The following is a 17,717-nucleotide window of genomic DNA, read 5'->3' on the forward strand; positions in this document are numbered from 1 at the left end:
CTATTTCCAAATTATCAGTGCTCTCGTATATTATTGTGTTATTACTCATTTTTAGCTCTCATAATGTAATTACGTAATCACTGCCATTCCCTGAATAGTTCGAACCTTTACAAATCGACACGCAAAGATCTTTTTGAATTCGCAATGAACTTCCATCTGTTGAAATAGCGTAGCTACAGGTATGTCCCCATGCTCGTAAGGCGCTAGGTATTTTTGAAGGGTGATCTGCCACTTTAAATGTAACTTCTACTCTACTCATTGGTGTGTCGAGATATGTCCAGTCACTTAAGCCCTCATAAAATAAATCAGAGCTATATTCTGCTATTCCAGGACAAGCCGTTAGAAGCTTATCCCAACCTTGTTCGGCAATTTGAACAACATCACTTTTTCCTGAAAACTCAGGTTTAGTTAGTTTTGAGGAATCTCCACACCCAGAAAGTATTAAGCTAGAAATCACGGTAATATAGAGTCTATTTTTCATAATGAATCCAATACGCGAGAATATGAACCTTATAGCATTATCTAAAGTTTTATACTTTTAGAGTTTTGAAAAATGCGCATCTAATCTCATTTTCATAACGAAGAATTTAATGCTCTGGTTATTGTTTTAAATGAGAAAAATTGACCTAAACATATTCACTAAAACATTAATTGTTAATTACCTTTGGGCATTAACAAGTGCATTTTGTTGCGCATTAATTTGTGCGGTTCATAACAAATTTAGATAATAGGAGGTGAACCAATACTTAAGTGCTAGTAAATTACACCTGTGTATTTAAACAGTGCAGGTGTGAGGAGATCTATGAGAGAAAAGGACGATATAGAGTTTATTCAAGTTATGCTGGTAGCAGCGATGGTATTCATTGGCATTTTCTCTTTTTCCATAGCAAAGTCTTACGGTGCTCCGTGGGCGGTCGCAGTTAAATTTGTCCTGTCAAGTGTAGCGATAGGTTTGGTGTATTGTGTTTATGCTTGGGTTCGGTATGGTTTTATGAGGAGCCCGGTCCACACCAGCTATTACAATTATCACTATAATCCGAGTTGGTATCATTATATTAGAATTTGGCCTTTAGCTATATTGGGCATTTTTGTCTGTAGTTTTGACATGTTAGACAATGCAAACACAGTCACATATATAGGTATTGCTTCGCAGCCAAAGCACGAATTCTTATTTGATGGTGAAAGAGCATGGTACACACTCTGGTATAGCAAATTAATGATTTCCATTTCAATAGTAGTAGTTGCCCATATAGTACATCACACCCTGGCTAGCTGGTTGAGACGTCTATTTGACTAAAAATAGCCCCTCCAAACGGTCAATATATCATTCGATACTGCCTGTAATTGGCGACCGAGCCCCTGATTATTCAGGGGCTTTTTCGTTTATAGGCAAAGGAAATCTCATGTTTAAATCTCACCTCGCAGCTAGTGTTGTACTGGCGCTCTCCTCTTCAGCACCTCAAGGTGTGATTCACCTGCTTTCTGATGCCGTCAAGGTGGATACCTCTAATAAACGTAGCATTGTCACCATTACCCGAACCGGCACATTTTATGACCCTCGCTATGGCGAGTTTGAACTGACCCAACAAATGTTTGACTCCATGATCAAGAACTTCAATGAAGGCGTGTTTGGTCAGGAAATAAATATCGATATAGCCCATAAACCTGAAGATGGGGCTGGGGCGGTGGTAAGACGCCTATTTACAGATCGCGGTCGTTTACGAGCAGAGGTGGAGTGGTACGAACTCGGCGTTAATAAGGTCACTAAAGATGGCTTTAAATACTTATCTGCTGAAATTCATCCTAACTATGTCAGCAATGAGGCCGGACAAGATGGCCAATACCAACAGTTTGGTCCAACGCTTCTTGGGGCAGGTCTAGTAACCAGACCGTGCATCAAGAACTTAGACAAAATCGAACTCAGTGAAGCCAGTCTTCACGATTGCCCAACTTATCTTGCCGAGTCTTTAGCTAATAAATTTTCCGAGGAACGTCAAACCATGTGGAAACAACTTATAGCGCTGTTTGAAAAGCAGCTAAAAGGTTTAAAACTGACAGCAGAGCAACACACTGCAATGGTCAAACTTCTAACCGATTCTCTAAATGGTGTCAGTGAAGAAGAGAAAGCTAAATCGTTAAGTGACCAGGTACTTGATACAGCTAAGCTGCTGTCAGTATCTGGCACTACTGACACTCCTGTTATCAACTTAAATGGCGGCTCACTGACTGAAGAAGACGTAGTCCGTATCCTTGGTGAGCAAGCGACTAAAACGGCAACGGCACAAGCCGAGCAACAACAAAAGCTTGAAGCGAGAGTGAAAATCTTCACTGATGCGATAGATAACGCCGAAGGGCTAAGCGACGACATCAAAAAAGAGCTGAAAGAAGCCAAAGACCTGATCACCACTGAGATGACCGAAGAGCAAGTAACCAAACTTGCTGAAAACCAAATCAGCCACGGCAATCAGAAGATGGTATCCGTGCAGCTGGGTGAGATGGGCTTTGGCCATGTCGCTGGTTCTGTGACACAAACGCCAGACCAACAGCGCGAAAGTCTACAACTGCAATCACAAATTCACTCTGCTCTGCGTAACACCAATACCTATTCCTTAGGCCAACTCAACCTAACGGAAGAAAAAGAATTGCCAGTCTTTGCTCGCCAGGTCCTAGCGGAGTTTGATCGCCTTCACCACCGCCAAATTCATGCAGAGCGTTTAGCGCTGACAGGTCAGGGTGGGGCAAACGTCATTTCAGATACTGAGTTACCCGTATCGGTTCAACGTGAAGTGATTCGTGAAGCACTGTCTGATCTCAATGTTCTACAGCTGGTGCAAACGCTAACCGACTTTAGCGCCTCAGCAACCACTAATATTCCGTATGAGAACCGTGATGTGTCGGCGATCATGGGTGATGGTATTGTGTTTGAGCACAACACCATTCCAAAAGTGAAAAACTCGCAGCGTATGGACTTGGCTTACGTTCTGCCAATGAAAGTGGCATTTGAAGTTTCGAACGAGCTCATGCATTTTTCCAAGTCTTCCACCATTAACTGGGACGCTTGGGGGCGTAATGTTGCTACGGCTAGCCGCATCATTAAAGAGCTGGTTGCTCGTCGCATCGTCAACACCATGCAGCGCGTAGCCGATTCACACCTAGCGGCAAAGGCAAATAATGAAGACATCGCTGCACAGTTGCAGAGCGCGTACATCATCAAAACGGCTCAATTCCCAATTGTGGCGCCGCATCAACAATACGACTTGCAAGGCAATACTGTTGGTGCGCCAGAGAACCCAATTACGCTAACAATTGATGGTCAACAGGTTCAGCCGTTCGACGGCTCTGGTAAGCAAACGGCAGGCACTTATTACGTGGTTCAGTCGTACAACCTAGGTAAGTTGGTTCTCGTTGATGAGGCTGGCGAATTGAAGTCAGTAACAGCTACCAATGCTTCAATTACCTATAGCTACGCAACCAACATTGTCAAAGTAGATAGTGATATTCTAGATGGTATGGCACCAGAGAAGCACTACAACAAGCTGCTGCAGGCAATTGGCCGTCGTAAAGCGATTATGAAAGATGACCGCTTTGTTACTCCAGACTTCCTACTGATGTCGAACACTTTGAATGATACCTGTACCAACGCAGAAACGTTTGTTGCCTCTATGAAGCGCAGTGGTACCGACACTACACCTCAAGGTGATCTGGAAATGGTCAAGTCTTTGCCAGCGTTCTCAACCAATGCACCTGCAACACACTTGGGTGATGAACGTATCATCATGGGACAGAAAGGTGCATTGACCTACACCGTGGTTAAGCCATTCACCCTTAGCGAAATGCAAGAAGCGCGTGATGCAAATGGCCAGCTTAAAGGTGGTAAAGAGGCCTATGGTGAAGAGTACAACGCAATTCACTGTCCTAAACCAATTCGTAACCGTTTTACCAGCGTACTGTTCTATTCAGCCACTGGCCGATAGTGCGAGCCCTTGCCCCCTCACTTTGAATCGAGTCATGGGGGCTTTTTTCCTAACTTAAGAAGGTGAATCATCATGCCTGTCATGACTACGTTTACAAACAACGAAAAACAAACCGTCAATATTGGTGGCCGCTCAGTTCAACCTGGTGAGACGCGTGAAGTCGATGCTCGCTTTGTTTCGGCAGCACCAGAAACCAACCGTCAAATCATAGTCCTGTACATCAACTTTGGCATTACGCCGAAATATTTCGGGACAACGGTCGTGCAGCCAAATACTGCGGCACGCTTACCAATCATTCATTTTGAAAATCCAAATAAAGCCGATGCTGGTGCGTTCCAAGATGCGGTGTTCTCAGAGCTGCTAGATAACAGCATTGATGACATTAAACCTTTCTTTTCCTCGTTCGAAGATAACGAACTAGAACGTTTAGCCGAGCTGGAGCAATCAGATGGCAAACGTAAAACACTGCTTAAAGAGATCACTGACACGCTCACTGCACGTAAAGAAGATCGTGAATTTGACCCACAGGTGTATGCGCAGTCTTTGGAAGATAAAGACGAAAGCGAGCTGCAAGTTGAGCTTTTGGCCGCTGGCGATAACGAGTTAAAGCTAAAAGCGATTCAAGATGCGCTAGCTACGTTAAAAGCTATTGCTGAACAATAAGTAAATGGTTGGTGCCGCCATCTATGACGGTACCAATTAAGGAGCCACTATGTGGGATAAAGTAAAATCCATTGTCGCTAGCGCAGCACCATTGGTAGGTGGGTTAATTGGGGGGCCTGTAGGCGGGAGTGTTGGATCATTAGTTGCGCATACTCTTGGTGTTGAAAACACACCAAAAGCGATTGAAGCCGAGCTCAAACGTAATCCAGATGCACTGATTAAAATAAAACAGTTGGAAAGTGATGAACGCATTGCATTACGTAAGTTAATGATTGAAGAAACACGGTTATTAATTAGGAGAGAGGAAAACTTCCTAGAAGATAGTCAAGATGCGAGAGGTCAACATAAGGATCACTGGATGCCATGGGCATTAACAGTCATTTTGGCTTTGATGGTGATTGGTATGTTTGCAGCATTATTTTTTGGCACCCCCCCTGATGCGTATTCTCAAGTTCTAATAATGATAGCGGGTACCGTGCTTGGTGGTTTTGGTACTGCGATCGCTTTTTGGCTCGGAAGCAGCATGGGAAGTCAAACTAAGAGCAAGCAGCTTATTGGAGGTTTTAATGTCCGGTAGTCCTGTATTGCAAACTGAGTTTCACTCATTTCGTGTGGAAATGCGTGATTACATGCAACAGCAAACCAAGCTTATGAGTCAAATGGTCGAGCTTCAGACCAAGCATACTAATCTGGAAGCTCAATTCACTCGTTTAGAGCGTGACTTGGATGAGGTTGAACGTCGTGTGCGGCCTATTGAGCAAGGACAAAGTGGCACCCAAGAAAAAACAAAGTATAACCGCGATCTCATCTGGTTAATTCTTACGATGTTCTTTGGCTTAGCTGGTTATGCCCTCCGAGGTGGCATGTGAAACTAAGTAATCTAACTGCAAAATTACAGAATGCATTAAAAGACAGCGCTGAGTTGCTTGAAGGAATCGAACAACAAATAATTGAGATCGCTCTGGCTGACTTAAGCCGTTATCGTCCCCAAACTAAAATAGCCACTTTTACTCTTATAGCCAATCAACTGCTATATAAAGCACCAGTTGATTTAATTCGTGTTCGCAACGTGCTCTATGGACAAAGCCAACGAGCAAAACAGCCTTGGGAGGTTGGTTATCCACGCAATTTGCCTGGGCTGTCGGTTGTTGATGATGACGGTGATGCGAAGTGGATTCAGCTCTCACATTTCCCTGCTGATTCTGTTGTTATGAGCTGTGGGCGAGACTTCTCTTACACCTACTATGCTTGTCGGAAAATAGTGAACGAAACGATAAACATTGATGTGCAAGACGAACCTTTGTTGTTGCTCCGCTGTATGGCAGAAGCAGTGAAATACATAGCCATTCATCAACTCAGCAAAACGGTTTCTGTACGCAATAGTATTGGTGGTGAAGCAAAAAACGGCACACCAGCTGCTGTGCATGAGCAACTGATGACGCTTTTCGAAAGGCAAGTAAAAAATGCGTGAGTTAAGTGTTGAACTTCATACGTCCGCATTGGATGCAGCATTCAGAACTGCTCCAGATGCATTGAACAAGCATTTAAAGGCAGGAATTAGCACCGCAGGTTCATTAGTTTCTAGAGCAGCAAGAGAAGAGGCACCGAAAGCCGAATCTACATTAACTCTTTCTATCCGCTCTAATCAGGTTGGAGAGTTGCAGAGAATGGTAACCAGTTCTCTACGCTACAACGCTTTTGTTGTTAACGAAACTGGCCCTCAAGGAATTCCCCCAATTCAGTCAGTGTTGGATTGGGTGAGGGTGAAAAGGATTCAACCGAATAATCCCAAATATGACCAGAGAGATATGGCCTTTATGATTGCGCGTTCAATCGCAAGAAACGGCACTGCTGCTAATGATTTTTACGACCGTACTGCAGAAAAAACTCAGGATAAGGTTGCGCAGATTTTACAGCGCTCTGTCGCCGCTGGAATGAAAGCCGCAGGCTTTAAAATTTAGGAGCTTGGTATGACTCAACTTACCCCTAGTGACATCATGAATAGTATTGAGGCTGCATTTAAGAAACGCAGCCCTGAACGTACAGTTACTCGCAATTGGCAAGAACGTGCTGCATACCAAAATGAAGAATTGCGTCCAGGAGTTTTAACCTTGGTGTTCACCGGAGAAAGTCCCCTAGGTGATGTCTACAACACACGTATTAACTTTATGTCTATTGGTCGTATTTATTGTGGCCAACAATCGAAAGGCATTGACATCGAGAATGCTGAGCTCGCGTTTCTAAAAGACTGGCGTTTGTTTTGTTCCTCGTCCGCCGCAGGCAACATCTCAATTCAGAAGGTGATCACTTCTCAGCAGCAAGAGGTACCAGACGGTTGGTTTATTTGTGAATGTGTGGCTGGTCCTTATGATTTTGGTGGTGAGGTTGATTGGTTGCCGGAAGAACCTGCCGAAGTGCCCACTGAAATTCATGTCAGCCTACCGCCAAATATTGGTGAGATACATAAAGATGATTATTTAGTTATCTCTGATTTGATTGGCGAAAACAATGAGTGAATTTACTCAGGCGCAGTTAGTACGGTTAATTTCTCAGATGATCCAAATTGGCATCATTGTCGAGGTTCAGGCAAAACCACTTCGCTATAAAGTCCAGTTCACTTCTGACTTAACAACCAATTGGATTCCATCTGATGTTGGTCATGCCGGTGCGGTGAAAGATTTTGCTCCTCATCAAGAGGGTGAACTCGTTCTGGTTGTGAAGGAGTTCAATACTCAAGGTGGTGTCATTGTTGCGAGCCTTAACCAGAAAAGTCATGACCAGCCAAAAGACGATATCAATCTTTTTTATCGTGAGTTTCCTGACGGTACTTGGCTGCAATATGACATGGCCAATAAGAAGTTATCTGGCTCTGTAGTAGGTAGTGTTGATATAGAAGCGGTCAGTCAAATTCGTTTAGTTTCCCCAAAGCTCTTTTTTGTGGGAGATATAGAGCACCAAGGTAAGCAAATATCGTCAGGAGATATCCTATCCAAATCCAGTATTTCAGCAGCAGCTAACGTATCGGCTGGTCAAAATATTTCAGATGGTGTGCGTTCGATGTCTGAAGATAGAAAAATATATAACAATCATGATCACCCAATCGATACTCCTAACACACAGAAACCAAATCAAAAGAAGTAGGAAAGTATGGCTGTTGGTATACATGAAAAGTCAGGACTGATAATCGATGGTGTTGAAGAATTGACGCAACGAATTCAACGCTGCTTTAAGACACGCCGAGGGTCTTTACCCTTAGATAGACCGTATGGATCTAATTTACCAAGTCGAGTGGATAAAAAAATCACCCCAGAGCTAGAGATCGACATCTATGCCGATGTTGCGGATGCTTTATCTCACCCTCCAAACGGATTTAATGATGAGTTAAAACTGGTGAAGTCGTGGCTAGTGCATGGAGAAAATCAAGTGACTTTGTCGATGGAAATTGAGCTGTTATTTGATGGCTCTGTGGTTGAAATCTCAGGATTGAGCATATGAGTCAAATAGAGATTTCGCAGCTTCCACCTCCGGAAGTCGTTAAGCAGCTTGATGCTCAATTCATTCGTGAACGAATGTTAAAGCGTTATGCAGAGCTATCACAGGTGTCGGTCCCAAAAGTGGGCGACCCTATTTACAATGCTTTTTCTTCCATGTCTGAAGAAGTCACCCGCGCTAGACAAGAATTTCAAGACATTTCACTCGAGAACATGGTTGCCTATGCGACAGGGGCCAATTTACAGCGTCTTGCAGATTGGCGCCCAGTGGAAAAGTTTGAGAACGAAACCGAGGAAGAGTTTCGCCGCAGGGTTCAGATGGCGCCTGAAGGTTTTTCTACGGCAGGACCAGATGGGGCCTATATCTTTCATGCGCTTGCCGCAGATGAAGATATTCTTGATGCAAAAGTTCACAGCCCTGATGGTTTTAAAGTGGAGTTGTACATCTTGAGCAGAACAGGCAATGGTGTGGCATCAGAAGTCCTTTGCCAGAAAGTTTTTGAATACGTAAGTACTAAAACCAAACGTCCACTTAATGATGAATTGTCTGTGCTTTCAGCGACCATTAAAGAATACAGCATTGAAGTGGAACTAGATTTACCTAACGGACCTGGTGAAAGTGAAACTCTGGCAGTTGCTAGGAAACGTTTGAGAAGTTTGGCTGATGAAACTCATCGATTATATCGCAATGTTTCACTGTCATTGATTGATGCAGCTGCTCATGTCCAGAAAGATGACAGTGAGAATGCGGTAAGTTTTCAGCCAGTTGAAGATGTGGATATCGTATCTCCATCGGCCAAGATTGAATGCGGGATCTCAGAGGCGCCATATTGCACCGGAATAGTGGTTCGTCAAAAAGGGGTTTCCGTTGAGTCAGCCTGAGTTTGTTAGCAAATTACCACCTTCTGCATCTTCGCTAGAACGTGTTATGGAACAAATTTTCTTTGAAGAAATCGCGCTCATTGAACGGGATATCAAAGATTTCTTAGACCCATACAAATGTAGACCTGACTTACTGCCGTACCTTGCGTGGGAGATGAGCGTTGATGATTGGAACGAAGATTGGGACGAACAAACAAAGCGTGATGTCATTGCTGCGGCAATCGAGATTCATATTTACAAAGGAACTCGATATGCACTGGATAAGAGTATTGAATCAATTCGTAAAGATGGATTAACTATCACCGAATGGTTCGAGGATAAAGTAAAACTTCGCCCTGGTTTTTTCCGAGTTACTCTACAAGCATGTAATTCTGATATCGATGAAAACATGGTTCCCCAGATCTTCAAAGCGGTCAACAATGCCAAAAATACGCGCTCTCATCTTGAGAGCATTTCAATCATAAGTCAGGTCAATAATCCTGTTAAAAACAGCGTGCTCAGTCGGATGGGTATGATAATTCGTAGCGGCCCTTGGCGAACAGAGAATATTACGAGCTCAGTGAATAGTAACAATGTGTGCTTTATGCGACTTGGTATGATTATTCGCTCTGGAGCATTACCTTTGGAGATAACATGAGTATTCCAGAATCTGAACTCAGTTACGGTTCCATTCTGACCCTTACCGGCGAGAACGCCGAGATTAACGGTAAGCTGAATAATAAACCGATTAATTTCACTCATATCGCAATCGGCGATGCGAATGATGTTTATGTGCAGCCTTCGAGAACACAAACAACGCTTGTTAATGAGATAACTCGCATCCCTGTTACTGGTATGGAAAAAATTACCCCGTCAGAGCCAGATGGTGTACCTCTGCTAAAGGTGTGGGCCAAAATTCCAGATAATACCGTCGATATCGCGGTCCGTGAATTTGCAGCGGTCGCTACTTTTGATGGCAATAGTTACATTCACGCAGTAGGTAACACGGTTCGCATTCCGATTTTGTCCGGCAGTAACAATGGCGGGGAAGTCAACGATATCTTTATCGAGATGACGTTTGCGGTTACATCGTTGGACCCAGTTGTGATGATTGACCCTGCTATTGTTACTGCGACTCGTAAGTTTGTTGAAGAAGAAGATGCAAAGCATGTTTCTCAGAATCATCCCCACAAACAATACTTAAGAATACTTGAGTATCACCAAAATGAAACTGAGAGAGACGGCGCACTAAAAAAAATACCACTATACCCTGAGGTGGTAAACGATGAAAATCGCTTAAATATGTCTTTAGATGGTACGACATTAACTATTGAAGATAACCAAATTCTCCGTTTTTATGGTTGGCTTGAGGTGAACACATCTGACTATCCAAACAAGTCGTTTCATGTAGATTTAGAGAAAGCTTATCACGTTCGTTTTAACATGACTGATGGTTTTCACATCAAAGATGTGAGCTCATTGGAATATAACCCCGACAGTCTAGATGAGTCAGACAAACGGTTTGATACGAGTTACGATGATATGAATCTTGCGCTTGTTTATAAAGGCTTGTTGATGCGTTGTGTTCATACAAACCAGCTGTCAAAGTCAGTTACCGTGACAGGTAGTGGATCCATATTAGTGCCTATTTGCCCCCGTCTACGCAATATGCGAATTACGTTTTCAAATCTTGAACTAGGCAACTCAGGCGCTCAAAAAGTTGAAGTTCCAGCGAATGCTGAAATGGGGGGGTACGGACATTTTAATAGTGGCGGTTCTACATCTGTTAGTGTTGTCAAGTCGTCACAAAAATCACTTATACGAATAGAAACAAATAACCAGACATCTGATACAACTGTGTCAGTCAATACTTTTTCTTTCAGTCGTCAGTTGCAACGCTATCAAACGAATCAATGTATGACTGAGTTAGTTCATATCGGCAATCATGAATGGTTATTGATGTCCGAAAAAGGACCATGTTTACTTGCATGGCAAACAAACGGCTTAAGTATGAACTATCACAACCTAAAATCAGGTAATTTTGTAGTGGAGTATTTACGATGATTGTAACTCCGGATATTCATGTCACTTCGGCGGGTGAGTCTTTTTCGATTAATCAAAACAAGTTCTATATTAATAACTCTGGTACGAAATTCATCTCGCAACAAAATGAAACTGATCAGCTGCTTGATTGCTACTTCGCTGATGATTTGGTGAATGAAGATGGTATTTGGCGCGTTAAAAATGAGCGCGATGTGTATCAAGAAAAATACGATAAGGTAGATAAGGATCGAGAAGCCGAATACACAGCTAGAGTGCGTCCATACCTTGAAGAAGCGGAAATCAAAAAACATATCGGCGACCAAGACGAATACATACGTTTGATGGATCTAGCGGTTCAAGAACGGCAGAAAATCCAAACCGAAAACCCTTGGCCAACACCGCCAGAGAACTAGCCCCTGTTTTTCTTGCTCTAAACCCATAAACTGATTTAAACGATGCCGCTGAAGGTGAGTTCTATCAACAAAGGAACACACAATGTCATCACAATTTAAACATGGCATCTTTGGAAATACTGACAATAGTGGCGTTCGTCCAATGCAAATGGCGGACACATCCTTTGCCGTGGTTGTTGGTACCGCTCCTGATGCTGACCCAGCAACCTACCCATATAAAAAACCAGTATTGATTGCTGGTAATGTTCATAAGCTTGCCAAGCTTGATATGGTCGGAGCTGCCAAAGGGACATTATTCGATGCATTGACTGCGATTTATGATCAAAAACGCTGTGCTATTTGCGTGATTCGAGTTGAAGAAGGGGCCGATGAAGCGGCTACTATAGCAAATATCATTGGTGGCGTAGATCCAGTAACCGGTGAGAAGTCGGGTATTGAAGCCATTTTGGATGTCCAAGCGGTAACAGGGAAGCAACCTCGTTTACTCTCTGTCCCTGGTTACTTAAACAACCAATCGGTCCTTACCAAATTGCTACCGATTGCTACGCGACTACGTTGTAAAGTATTTGGAGAGTGTCCAGGCAATACTTACGAAGAGGCTGTTACTTATCGCCAGTTATGGGGTGATAAGCGTTTAGAGCTTTTCTGGCCACGGATGAAAAATGCACACGGTCGTCTTGTTCCTATGAGTGCCTTCATGCTCGGTTTGGAGATTCAGAAAGACCAAGATCCAAATGATGGGTACAGCGCTTCAATCTCTAACCGAAAAGTTAACGGCACGTTAGGAACTGAAATTCCTATCGATTATGTAGATGGGGATACTAACTGCATGGCGCACCTGTTGAATGAGAACCAAATTACTACCGTTATTCTTGATGATGGGTATCGAAGTTGGGGCAACTTGAGCTGCAGCGATGACCCCAAATGGCAGTTTAACTCGCATGTTCGCGTCAATGACATGATTCTGGATATGATCACCTCCAGTCTGAAATGGGCGCGTGACCGTAAGATTCTCGCCACATTTGTTGAAGATGTTACAGATTCAATTCAGAACGGCCTAAATGCTGAAGTCCGAGCCGGTCACTTATATGGAGGTGGCGCTTGGGCTGATCCTGATTTGAACCCTCCAGAATCTATCATTGCGGGTAACTTTTATGTCGATTACGACTTTACCCCTCCAGGTATCGCACAAAACATCACTGTGACGAGCCACTTTGTTAACGATTACGCTGACGTAATCTTTGAGTAAGGAACAATCATGGAACGTAGACCTCCAAAAGTTCTCGCAGATTTTGTTTGGTACCAGGACGGCCGCGGCATGATTGGCTTGGTACCTAAAGTAAAACTACCACCTCTTAATCAAGTAGTTGAAGAGTGGATAGCTGGCGGTATGGTTGGCGCAGTTAAGATTGATATGGGTGTTGTCGAGACTGAAGACCTAGAAGTGACCATTGCTGAGCCAAACGCCGAGACCATTAAATTGTTTGGCCTCACAAACGGACAAGAGAAGCAGTTTGTCTTTCGTTCTGCACTTCAAAGCTCAATGGGTGTTGAAAAATTTGTCGTTAAAGTGACTGGCCGTGTTATTGGTCTAGATATCGGTGAGATCGAGCGCAAAAAAGTCGGAGAGATGCCATGTAAGATTACATGGACGACATACACCATCGAACAAGGCGGTTCAGAACTTGTTCACATCGACTTGCTATCAGGCATCAACCGTGTGGGCGGTGTGAACTTGCGTGAAGGCATTAACTCAGCGTTAGGTATTTAAGGAATAAGCATGTATCAACCAATTAAAATTTCATTGCAGGTACCTAAAGTGCTTGATGGGTCAACACAAGTAACTTTAACAATGCGCCCCCCTGAGACGAATGATGTCATCTTGGCTCAGAAGCAAAGTCGAATTATAGCTGAAGGTAATTTGGTGGATGACAACGCTGAACATGAAGCGCACTTGTTTGCCAATCTGACTAACACCACTCGTGAGTTTATAGGGAGTTTGGCTCAATATGATTACCTTCAATTGCAAAAAGCGTATGACTGTTTTTTGTTGCCGATCCCGCAGTTTGCCGCCAGGTCTGCCTTGCTATTTCCAAGTTCTGTGGAGGCATCTCCCTCGAAGAGCTCAGACGACTCAGCATAGCGGAGCTGTTTGAATGGCTAGAGGAATGTCAGAACATCAGCCAGCTGAACGAAGAAAGTGATAATTCATAAGACAGAGAACCGATATGGCTAATGACAAGGCATCTGTCGGGATTGGTGTAGAAGCTCGGGTTGACAGATCTGTCTCTCGAGCTTTTGACGATCTAGAGCGGCAGAATCAGCGACTGAGTAAAAGCTCTCAGCGTTTAAAAAACGAAACAAGTCGATTGGGTAGAGAAAACCAACGAGCTGGCCGTTCGACCAGTCGCATGGGGCAACGCTTGGCTAATGTTCGTAAGAACGTTCGTAAGTACACCCAAGATATGGGCGCTGCAATTAAGAAAACCGATCTAATGCGTCGTAGTGTCGATAAGGTTGGCGAAGGTATTGATAGTCTGGGTAACCAATGGACGGCGTTAGCAACCGGTGCTGCAGGGGCTGGCTCCGCAGTTGCTGTTATGGGTCTAGAAGAACGTTATGAACGATTAGGGATTCAGGCGGGAAAGTCAAAAGTTGAAATGGCGTCACTGCGCAAAGAGATGTTCGCGACTTCACAGCAATCAGATATTCGTATCGACCAGGGTGAAATGCTTTCAGCAGTTGAAAAGATTGTTGAGAAAACGGGTGATCTTGAGTTTGCCCAAGAGAACATGGCTAACATTGGCCGAGTAATGCAGGCAACTGGTGCCGCGGGTATTGATGTTGGTGAAATGTTTGCGGATATGTCGCAAAAGTTTGGCCTTAAAAACAGTGAAGATGTGCTGTCTGCGATTGATACTTTAGTCGTGCAGGGCAAAGCGGGTGCATTCACATTACAAAACCTTGCTGCGGAAGGTGCGTCAGTTTCAGCAGCATACGCAGCAATGGGACGTACAGGCCCCAAAGCAGTGCAAGAAATGGGGGCGATGCTGCAGATATCGAGAATGGGTTCTGGTTCAGCAGCTGAAGCCGCTAGTGCGATGGAGTCTGTTCTAGAAGACATTACATCCAACTACGAAGATATAGAAAAGTTGGGTATCCAGGTCTTCGACCAGGAAGCGCTTGCTCGAGGCGAAAAGAAGTTTCGGGATTTACCCTCAATCGTCAGTGAAATCATGGCTGCAACAAATTCAGACATCACTCAATACAGCGAACTGTTTGGTGATGAAGCGATGCGTTTTATGAAAGTGCTCTCGAGTGAAGATGGTAAAAAAGCATTCAGTAGTTTTCTTAATATTGAAGGCGATGGGACTGCCGTTCTTCAAGATTCTGCTCGAGCAGCTCAAACTGCCAATGCTGCGATGATGAGCTTAAAAACAGCTTGGATGAGTTTTGCAGATGAAAAGCTAGCCGAGCCAATAGCAGAACTTGCCGATGCGATTAATAGCTTAGATTCCGACACACTAGCAAACGTACTTACTGGTGCGACTGCATTAGCCAGCACATTGGGTGCAGTTTGGGCGGGGCGAAAAGCTTACACCATGGGTAAAGGGATCATGGATTTCGTTCGAGGCCCCAAAAGCAGTGGTGGAGGTGCAGGTTTACCCGGGTTGCCTTCTGGCGATGTGTCTAAGGTTTACGTGACAAATATGCCAGCCGATGGATTCGGTGGTGATGTAGGGACCAAGAGAAAGCGTGGACGTGGGAAAGCTCGTCCTCGTTCCATGCCTGGACGGGCTTTATCGTCTGCTAGCAAGTTGGGTGGCTTAACTCGTCGATTACCTTATGTCGGTGCGGCTCTTGGGGCATTGAGCCTTGGTTCAACCATGATGGATGATTCGTTATCCGGTAAAGAAAAATCGACGCAAATTGGCGGTACGGTTGGCAATATGGGTGGTGCAATGGCGGGAGCAGCTGCTGGCGCAGCTATGGGATCGTTTGTTCCTGTAGTTGGTACTGCGATAGGTGGTTTAGCCGGTGCGCTACTTGGTGGAATGGGTGGTGAATCATTGGGTGGCTGGATAGGCGGACTCTTTGGCTCAGATGGCCCTAAACCTGGTGACAGTGTTAAGAAAGCCAACCAGCAAACCGAGGCTAAAAATACTCAAATTACCAGTACAGCTAAACAAGTCAGCCAGTCGTCTAGTCAGGCGACGTCGCCTCAGATTAACTTTAATCCTGTCTTTCATGTTCAGGGTAATGCCAGTGATGAGCAACTGAATAAGCTCGAAAAAATGGTACTTCGTGTTGCGAAACAGATGGAGAAAATGAAGCCAGGTGGGCGCAACGTTAGCTTTGCAGATTAAGGAAATAGAATGGCAGATGTAATGATGGCGTTAGGGGACTATCGTTTCAGTATCGATACCGCTGCACTACAAAGCATTCGAGAAGTTCATGCTTGGCGATGGGCGGATCATAATCTTACCGGGCGTAAGCCACGTTCGCAGTTTATTGGAGGGGAGTTATCGACTCTTCGTTTTCAAGGAACTATCTATCCGCATTTTCGAGGGGGGCTAGGGCAGACCGACAAAATGAAAGCAGAAGGTGATAAAGGGAAGCCGCTGCGCCTGATTGACGGTCTTGGCCATGACCTCGCTTTATGGACTATTCGCTCCTTGGAAGTCGATAAAACCAATCTTTTTACCAAAGGCGTAGCGCGTAAAATTGAGTTCACAATAGAGATTAAAGAGTATCCAGACGAGGTGTAGCTATGACGACTTACATATCAAAAGATGGTGATCAGATTGATGATATTGCCTACCGATACTACAACGGTTTACCCGGTGCCTATGAAGCGGTACTCAAAGCTAACAGGGGGCTTTCTGCTCTGCCGCACCCACTTAAAGCAGGCGTGAAAATACTCCTACCTGAACTTGAAACGCCTGCAGATGAAGAAGAGATAAGTTTATGGGATTAGCGCCATTTAAGACCGTGGTAAATGGTAAAGACATTACGCCAATCATCAGGGAATTTTTTGTGAGTTTGACGATCAATGATGAAGCAGGGCTTGAAAGTGACAACTTTGAGTTAGTCTTAGCTGATGATGGCAAGATCGCGTTTCCTAAAGCGGATGCGAACATGCAAATCTATACGGGTAAAGATATAGAGCACTTAGTGTTTAGAGGCAGTTTTACGGTGAATTCAGTAAAGCTCAGGAGTCCGGATAAACAAATAGTGATTTCCGGTGATGCCGCAAATCTAGGAGGAAGCTTTAAAACACAGCGGGATTTTACTTGGCAAAGTACTAACTTAAAATCGCTGGTTGAAACCATCGCTAGCCGAAACGGTTTTACCCCAGCAGTGAGCGGAAAATACGAAAATGTTATGATTGATCACTATGTACAAGCAGGGCAAAGTGATGCTGACTTAGTTACGGAGCTGGCGAAAGAACATGGTGCGACCATGAAAATCGCAGATAAAAAATTGGTGTTCTTTGAGCGAGGCGATAACCAAAGCGTTAGCGGGAAAACCTTGCCTCCTGTCCCCGTCCATATCACCGATGAAACAGAAGCAGAGATTGAGCTAAAAGGCTCCGGTAACGTTAAAGCGGTAGAGGCGTTCTGGCAAGCGGTGGAACAAGGGCAAAAGCGGATGGTCAGAGTCGGAGAGGACACGGGTAAGGTTAAGAAACTGAGCAAAATATTCCCTAACGAAGAGGCAGCTCGAGCAGCTGCGGAAGCGGTTCTTTATCAAGAGCAACGCAGCGACTATGTGCTGACTCTAGATGATTTCCCATTCATCCTCGGGGTTCAAGCAGAGCGCAATATTTTAGTTTCAGGTCACGCGAGGAAAGAGTTTAATACTGAGTGGATGTGCAGCAAAGTGACTGAAGTGTTGGGAACGGATGGGCATACACTAAGTGGTGAGTTTGTTATCCCCAAACAGAATGTTGGGGATATTCCCAGGTTAGGCTGAATTTTTGGGCAAAAATGTTTGTTCTTGAGCTCAAAACTGACTCACCTTTGCCCTATTTGTTTTCTACTTACCTTTTAACTAATAAGAATGCCATTTTGCACCATCGTCCTAATCTGGATGGCGGGAGTGAAGCTGTATTAAGAATCAGGAAAATGAGAGACGCACCCCTAAAAGAATCTGTGATAGCAAATGTATTTTCTTGCATAAAAAAGAACCAATATGAAAGAACTTCCTTTTCAAATAATATCCAGTATTGCTGGCTATTAAAAAATACAAAAGAGCTTATCCAGACAACA

The 17,717-nt window shown here is 44.2% G+C and carries 21 protein-coding genes; 20 read left to right on the plus strand and 1 reads right to left on the minus strand.

Annotated features, from left to right (window positions below):
* Positions 1-58: 58 nt before the first annotated feature.
* Positions 59-481: a hypothetical protein gene (locus QQK21_RS13635; protein ID WP_284192739.1), complete on the minus strand. Its 423-nt coding sequence runs from the start codon at positions 479-481 to the stop codon at positions 59-61.
* 922 nt (positions 482-1,403) lie between these two features.
* Here QQK21_RS13635 and QQK21_RS13640 point away from each other — a divergent pair.
* The 20 genes from QQK21_RS13640 to QQK21_RS13735 all read left to right on the plus strand — a co-directional run bounded on the left by QQK21_RS13640 (position 1,404) and on the right by QQK21_RS13735 (position 17,421).
* Positions 1,404-3,974: a hypothetical protein gene (locus QQK21_RS13640; RefSeq protein WP_284192740.1), complete on the plus strand. Its 2,571-nt coding sequence runs from the start codon at positions 1,404-1,406 to the stop codon at positions 3,972-3,974.
* Positions 3,975-4,046: 72 nt separating this feature from the next.
* Positions 4,047-4,637 (plus strand): ABC transporter ATPase, encoded by a 591-nt coding sequence (locus tag QQK21_RS13645; RefSeq protein WP_284192741.1) that lies wholly within the window; start codon positions 4,047-4,049, stop codon positions 4,635-4,637.
* A 49-nt stretch (positions 4,638-4,686) separates the two neighbouring features.
* Positions 4,687-5,214 (plus strand): hypothetical protein, encoded by a 528-nt coding sequence (locus QQK21_RS13650; protein ID WP_284192742.1) that lies wholly within the window; start codon positions 4,687-4,689, stop codon positions 5,212-5,214.
* Positions 5,204-5,506: a chromosome partitioning protein ParA gene (locus tag QQK21_RS13655; protein WP_284192743.1), complete on the plus strand. Its 303-nt coding sequence runs from the start codon at positions 5,204-5,206 to the stop codon at positions 5,504-5,506. The genes QQK21_RS13650 and QQK21_RS13655 overlap by 11 nt, the downstream gene beginning before the upstream one ends.
* Positions 5,503-6,108: a hypothetical protein gene (locus tag QQK21_RS13660; RefSeq protein WP_284192744.1), complete on the plus strand. Its 606-nt coding sequence runs from the start codon at positions 5,503-5,505 to the stop codon at positions 6,106-6,108. The genes QQK21_RS13655 and QQK21_RS13660 overlap by 4 nt, the downstream gene beginning before the upstream one ends.
* The gene (locus tag QQK21_RS13665; protein WP_284192745.1) at positions 6,101-6,598 is read left to right on the plus strand and encodes a hypothetical protein; all 498 of its coding nucleotides are present in this window, start codon (positions 6,101-6,103) and stop codon (positions 6,596-6,598) included. Before QQK21_RS13660 ends, QQK21_RS13665 begins: the two co-directional genes overlap by 8 nt.
* 9 nt (positions 6,599-6,607) lie before the next feature.
* The gene (locus QQK21_RS13670; protein WP_284192746.1) at positions 6,608-7,153 is read left to right on the plus strand and encodes a hypothetical protein; all 546 of its coding nucleotides are present in this window, start codon (positions 6,608-6,610) and stop codon (positions 7,151-7,153) included.
* Positions 7,146-7,778 (plus strand): phage baseplate assembly protein V, encoded by a 633-nt coding sequence (locus QQK21_RS13675; protein WP_284192747.1) that lies wholly within the window; start codon positions 7,146-7,148, stop codon positions 7,776-7,778. Before QQK21_RS13670 ends, QQK21_RS13675 begins: the two co-directional genes overlap by 8 nt.
* A 6-nt stretch (positions 7,779-7,784) precedes the next feature.
* Complete coding sequence (locus QQK21_RS13680; RefSeq protein ID WP_284192748.1) at positions 7,785-8,132, plus strand: GPW/gp25 family protein; 348 nt, start codon at positions 7,785-7,787, stop codon at positions 8,130-8,132.
* Complete coding sequence (locus QQK21_RS13685) at positions 8,129-9,010, plus strand: baseplate assembly protein (protein ID WP_284192749.1); 882 nt, start codon at positions 8,129-8,131, stop codon at positions 9,008-9,010. Before QQK21_RS13680 ends, QQK21_RS13685 begins: the two co-directional genes overlap by 4 nt.
* Positions 8,997-9,647 (plus strand): phage tail protein I, encoded by a 651-nt coding sequence (locus QQK21_RS13690; RefSeq protein WP_284192750.1) that lies wholly within the window; start codon positions 8,997-8,999, stop codon positions 9,645-9,647. The genes QQK21_RS13685 and QQK21_RS13690 overlap by 14 nt, the downstream gene beginning before the upstream one ends.
* The gene (locus QQK21_RS13695) at positions 9,644-11,053 is read left to right on the plus strand and encodes a phage tail-collar fiber domain-containing protein (RefSeq protein WP_284192751.1); all 1,410 of its coding nucleotides are present in this window, start codon (positions 9,644-9,646) and stop codon (positions 11,051-11,053) included. Before QQK21_RS13690 ends, QQK21_RS13695 begins: the two co-directional genes overlap by 4 nt.
* Complete coding sequence (locus tag QQK21_RS13700) at positions 11,050-11,445, plus strand: hypothetical protein (RefSeq protein ID WP_284192752.1); 396 nt, start codon at positions 11,050-11,052, stop codon at positions 11,443-11,445. Before QQK21_RS13695 ends, QQK21_RS13700 begins: the two co-directional genes overlap by 4 nt.
* Before the next feature lie 82 nt (positions 11,446-11,527).
* Positions 11,528-12,694, plus strand: a complete 1,167-nt coding sequence (locus QQK21_RS13705) for a phage tail sheath C-terminal domain-containing protein (RefSeq protein WP_284192753.1) — start codon at positions 11,528-11,530, stop codon at positions 12,692-12,694.
* Between the two features lie 9 nt (positions 12,695-12,703).
* Entirely contained in the window at positions 12,704-13,216 is a 513-nt protein-coding gene (locus QQK21_RS13710; protein WP_284192754.1) for a phage major tail tube protein, read from the plus strand.
* 9 nt (positions 13,217-13,225) lie between these two features.
* On the plus strand, positions 13,226-13,588 hold the full coding sequence (locus QQK21_RS13715) for a phage tail assembly protein (RefSeq protein ID WP_284192755.1): 363 nt from the start codon (positions 13,226-13,228) through the stop codon (positions 13,586-13,588).
* Positions 13,589-13,673: 85 nt separating this feature from the next.
* Positions 13,674-15,812: a phage tail tape measure protein gene (locus tag QQK21_RS13720; RefSeq protein WP_284192756.1), complete on the plus strand. Its 2,139-nt coding sequence runs from the start codon at positions 13,674-13,676 to the stop codon at positions 15,810-15,812.
* 9 nt (positions 15,813-15,821) lie between these two features.
* The gene (locus tag QQK21_RS13725) at positions 15,822-16,214 is read left to right on the plus strand and encodes a phage tail protein (RefSeq protein WP_251768325.1); all 393 of its coding nucleotides are present in this window, start codon (positions 15,822-15,824) and stop codon (positions 16,212-16,214) included.
* A gap of 2 nt (positions 16,215-16,216) precedes the next feature.
* Positions 16,217-16,423 carry a tail protein X gene (locus QQK21_RS13730; RefSeq protein WP_284192757.1) on the plus strand — a complete coding sequence of 69 codons (207 nt, stop codon included), beginning with the start codon at positions 16,217-16,219 and terminating at the stop codon, positions 16,421-16,423.
* A complete protein-coding gene (locus QQK21_RS13735; protein ID WP_284192758.1) occupies positions 16,414-17,421 on the plus strand; it encodes a contractile injection system protein, VgrG/Pvc8 family in 1,008 nt (335 codons plus the stop codon). Before QQK21_RS13730 ends, QQK21_RS13735 begins: the two co-directional genes overlap by 10 nt.
* Positions 17,422-17,717: the final 296 nt, after the last annotated feature.

This window comes from Vibrio zhanjiangensis, assembly GCF_030161235.1.
GTDB classification, from domain to species: Bacteria; Pseudomonadota; Gammaproteobacteria; order Enterobacterales; family Vibrionaceae; genus Vibrio; species Vibrio zhanjiangensis.

Excerpts from the sequence above, each read along its gene's own strand:
- QQK21_RS13635 (WP_284192739.1), bottom strand. The coding sequence starts at position 481 with ATGAAAAATAGACTCTATATTACCGTGATTTCTAGCTTAATACTTTCT.
- QQK21_RS13640 (WP_284192740.1), top strand. The coding sequence starts at position 1,404 with ATGTTTAAATCTCACCTCGCAGCTAGTGTTGTACTGGCGCTCTCCTCT.
- QQK21_RS13645 (WP_284192741.1), top strand. The coding sequence starts at position 4,047 with ATGCCTGTCATGACTACGTTTACAAACAACGAAAAACAAACCGTCAAT.
- QQK21_RS13650 (WP_284192742.1), top strand. The coding sequence starts at position 4,687 with ATGTGGGATAAAGTAAAATCCATTGTCGCTAGCGCAGCACCATTGGTA.
- QQK21_RS13655 (WP_284192743.1), top strand. The coding sequence starts at position 5,204 with ATGTCCGGTAGTCCTGTATTGCAAACTGAGTTTCACTCATTTCGTGTG.
- QQK21_RS13665 (WP_284192745.1), top strand. The coding sequence starts at position 6,101 with ATGCGTGAGTTAAGTGTTGAACTTCATACGTCCGCATTGGATGCAGCA.
- QQK21_RS13670 (WP_284192746.1), top strand. The coding sequence starts at position 6,608 with ATGACTCAACTTACCCCTAGTGACATCATGAATAGTATTGAGGCTGCA.
- QQK21_RS13675 (WP_284192747.1), top strand. The coding sequence starts at position 7,146 with ATGAGTGAATTTACTCAGGCGCAGTTAGTACGGTTAATTTCTCAGATG.
- QQK21_RS13680 (WP_284192748.1), top strand. The coding sequence starts at position 7,785 with ATGGCTGTTGGTATACATGAAAAGTCAGGACTGATAATCGATGGTGTT.
- QQK21_RS13685 (WP_284192749.1), top strand. The coding sequence starts at position 8,129 with ATGAGTCAAATAGAGATTTCGCAGCTTCCACCTCCGGAAGTCGTTAAG.
- QQK21_RS13695 (WP_284192751.1), top strand. The coding sequence starts at position 9,644 with ATGAGTATTCCAGAATCTGAACTCAGTTACGGTTCCATTCTGACCCTT.
- QQK21_RS13700 (WP_284192752.1), top strand. The coding sequence starts at position 11,050 with ATGATTGTAACTCCGGATATTCATGTCACTTCGGCGGGTGAGTCTTTT.
- QQK21_RS13705 (WP_284192753.1), top strand. The coding sequence starts at position 11,528 with ATGTCATCACAATTTAAACATGGCATCTTTGGAAATACTGACAATAGT.
- QQK21_RS13710 (WP_284192754.1), top strand. The coding sequence starts at position 12,704 with ATGGAACGTAGACCTCCAAAAGTTCTCGCAGATTTTGTTTGGTACCAG.
- QQK21_RS13715 (WP_284192755.1), top strand. The coding sequence starts at position 13,226 with ATGTATCAACCAATTAAAATTTCATTGCAGGTACCTAAAGTGCTTGAT.
- QQK21_RS13720 (WP_284192756.1), top strand. The coding sequence starts at position 13,674 with ATGGCTAATGACAAGGCATCTGTCGGGATTGGTGTAGAAGCTCGGGTT.
- QQK21_RS13725 (WP_251768325.1), top strand. The coding sequence starts at position 15,822 with ATGGCAGATGTAATGATGGCGTTAGGGGACTATCGTTTCAGTATCGAT.
- QQK21_RS13730 (WP_284192757.1), top strand. The coding sequence starts at position 16,217 with ATGACGACTTACATATCAAAAGATGGTGATCAGATTGATGATATTGCC.
- QQK21_RS13735 (WP_284192758.1), top strand. The coding sequence starts at position 16,414 with ATGGGATTAGCGCCATTTAAGACCGTGGTAAATGGTAAAGACATTACG.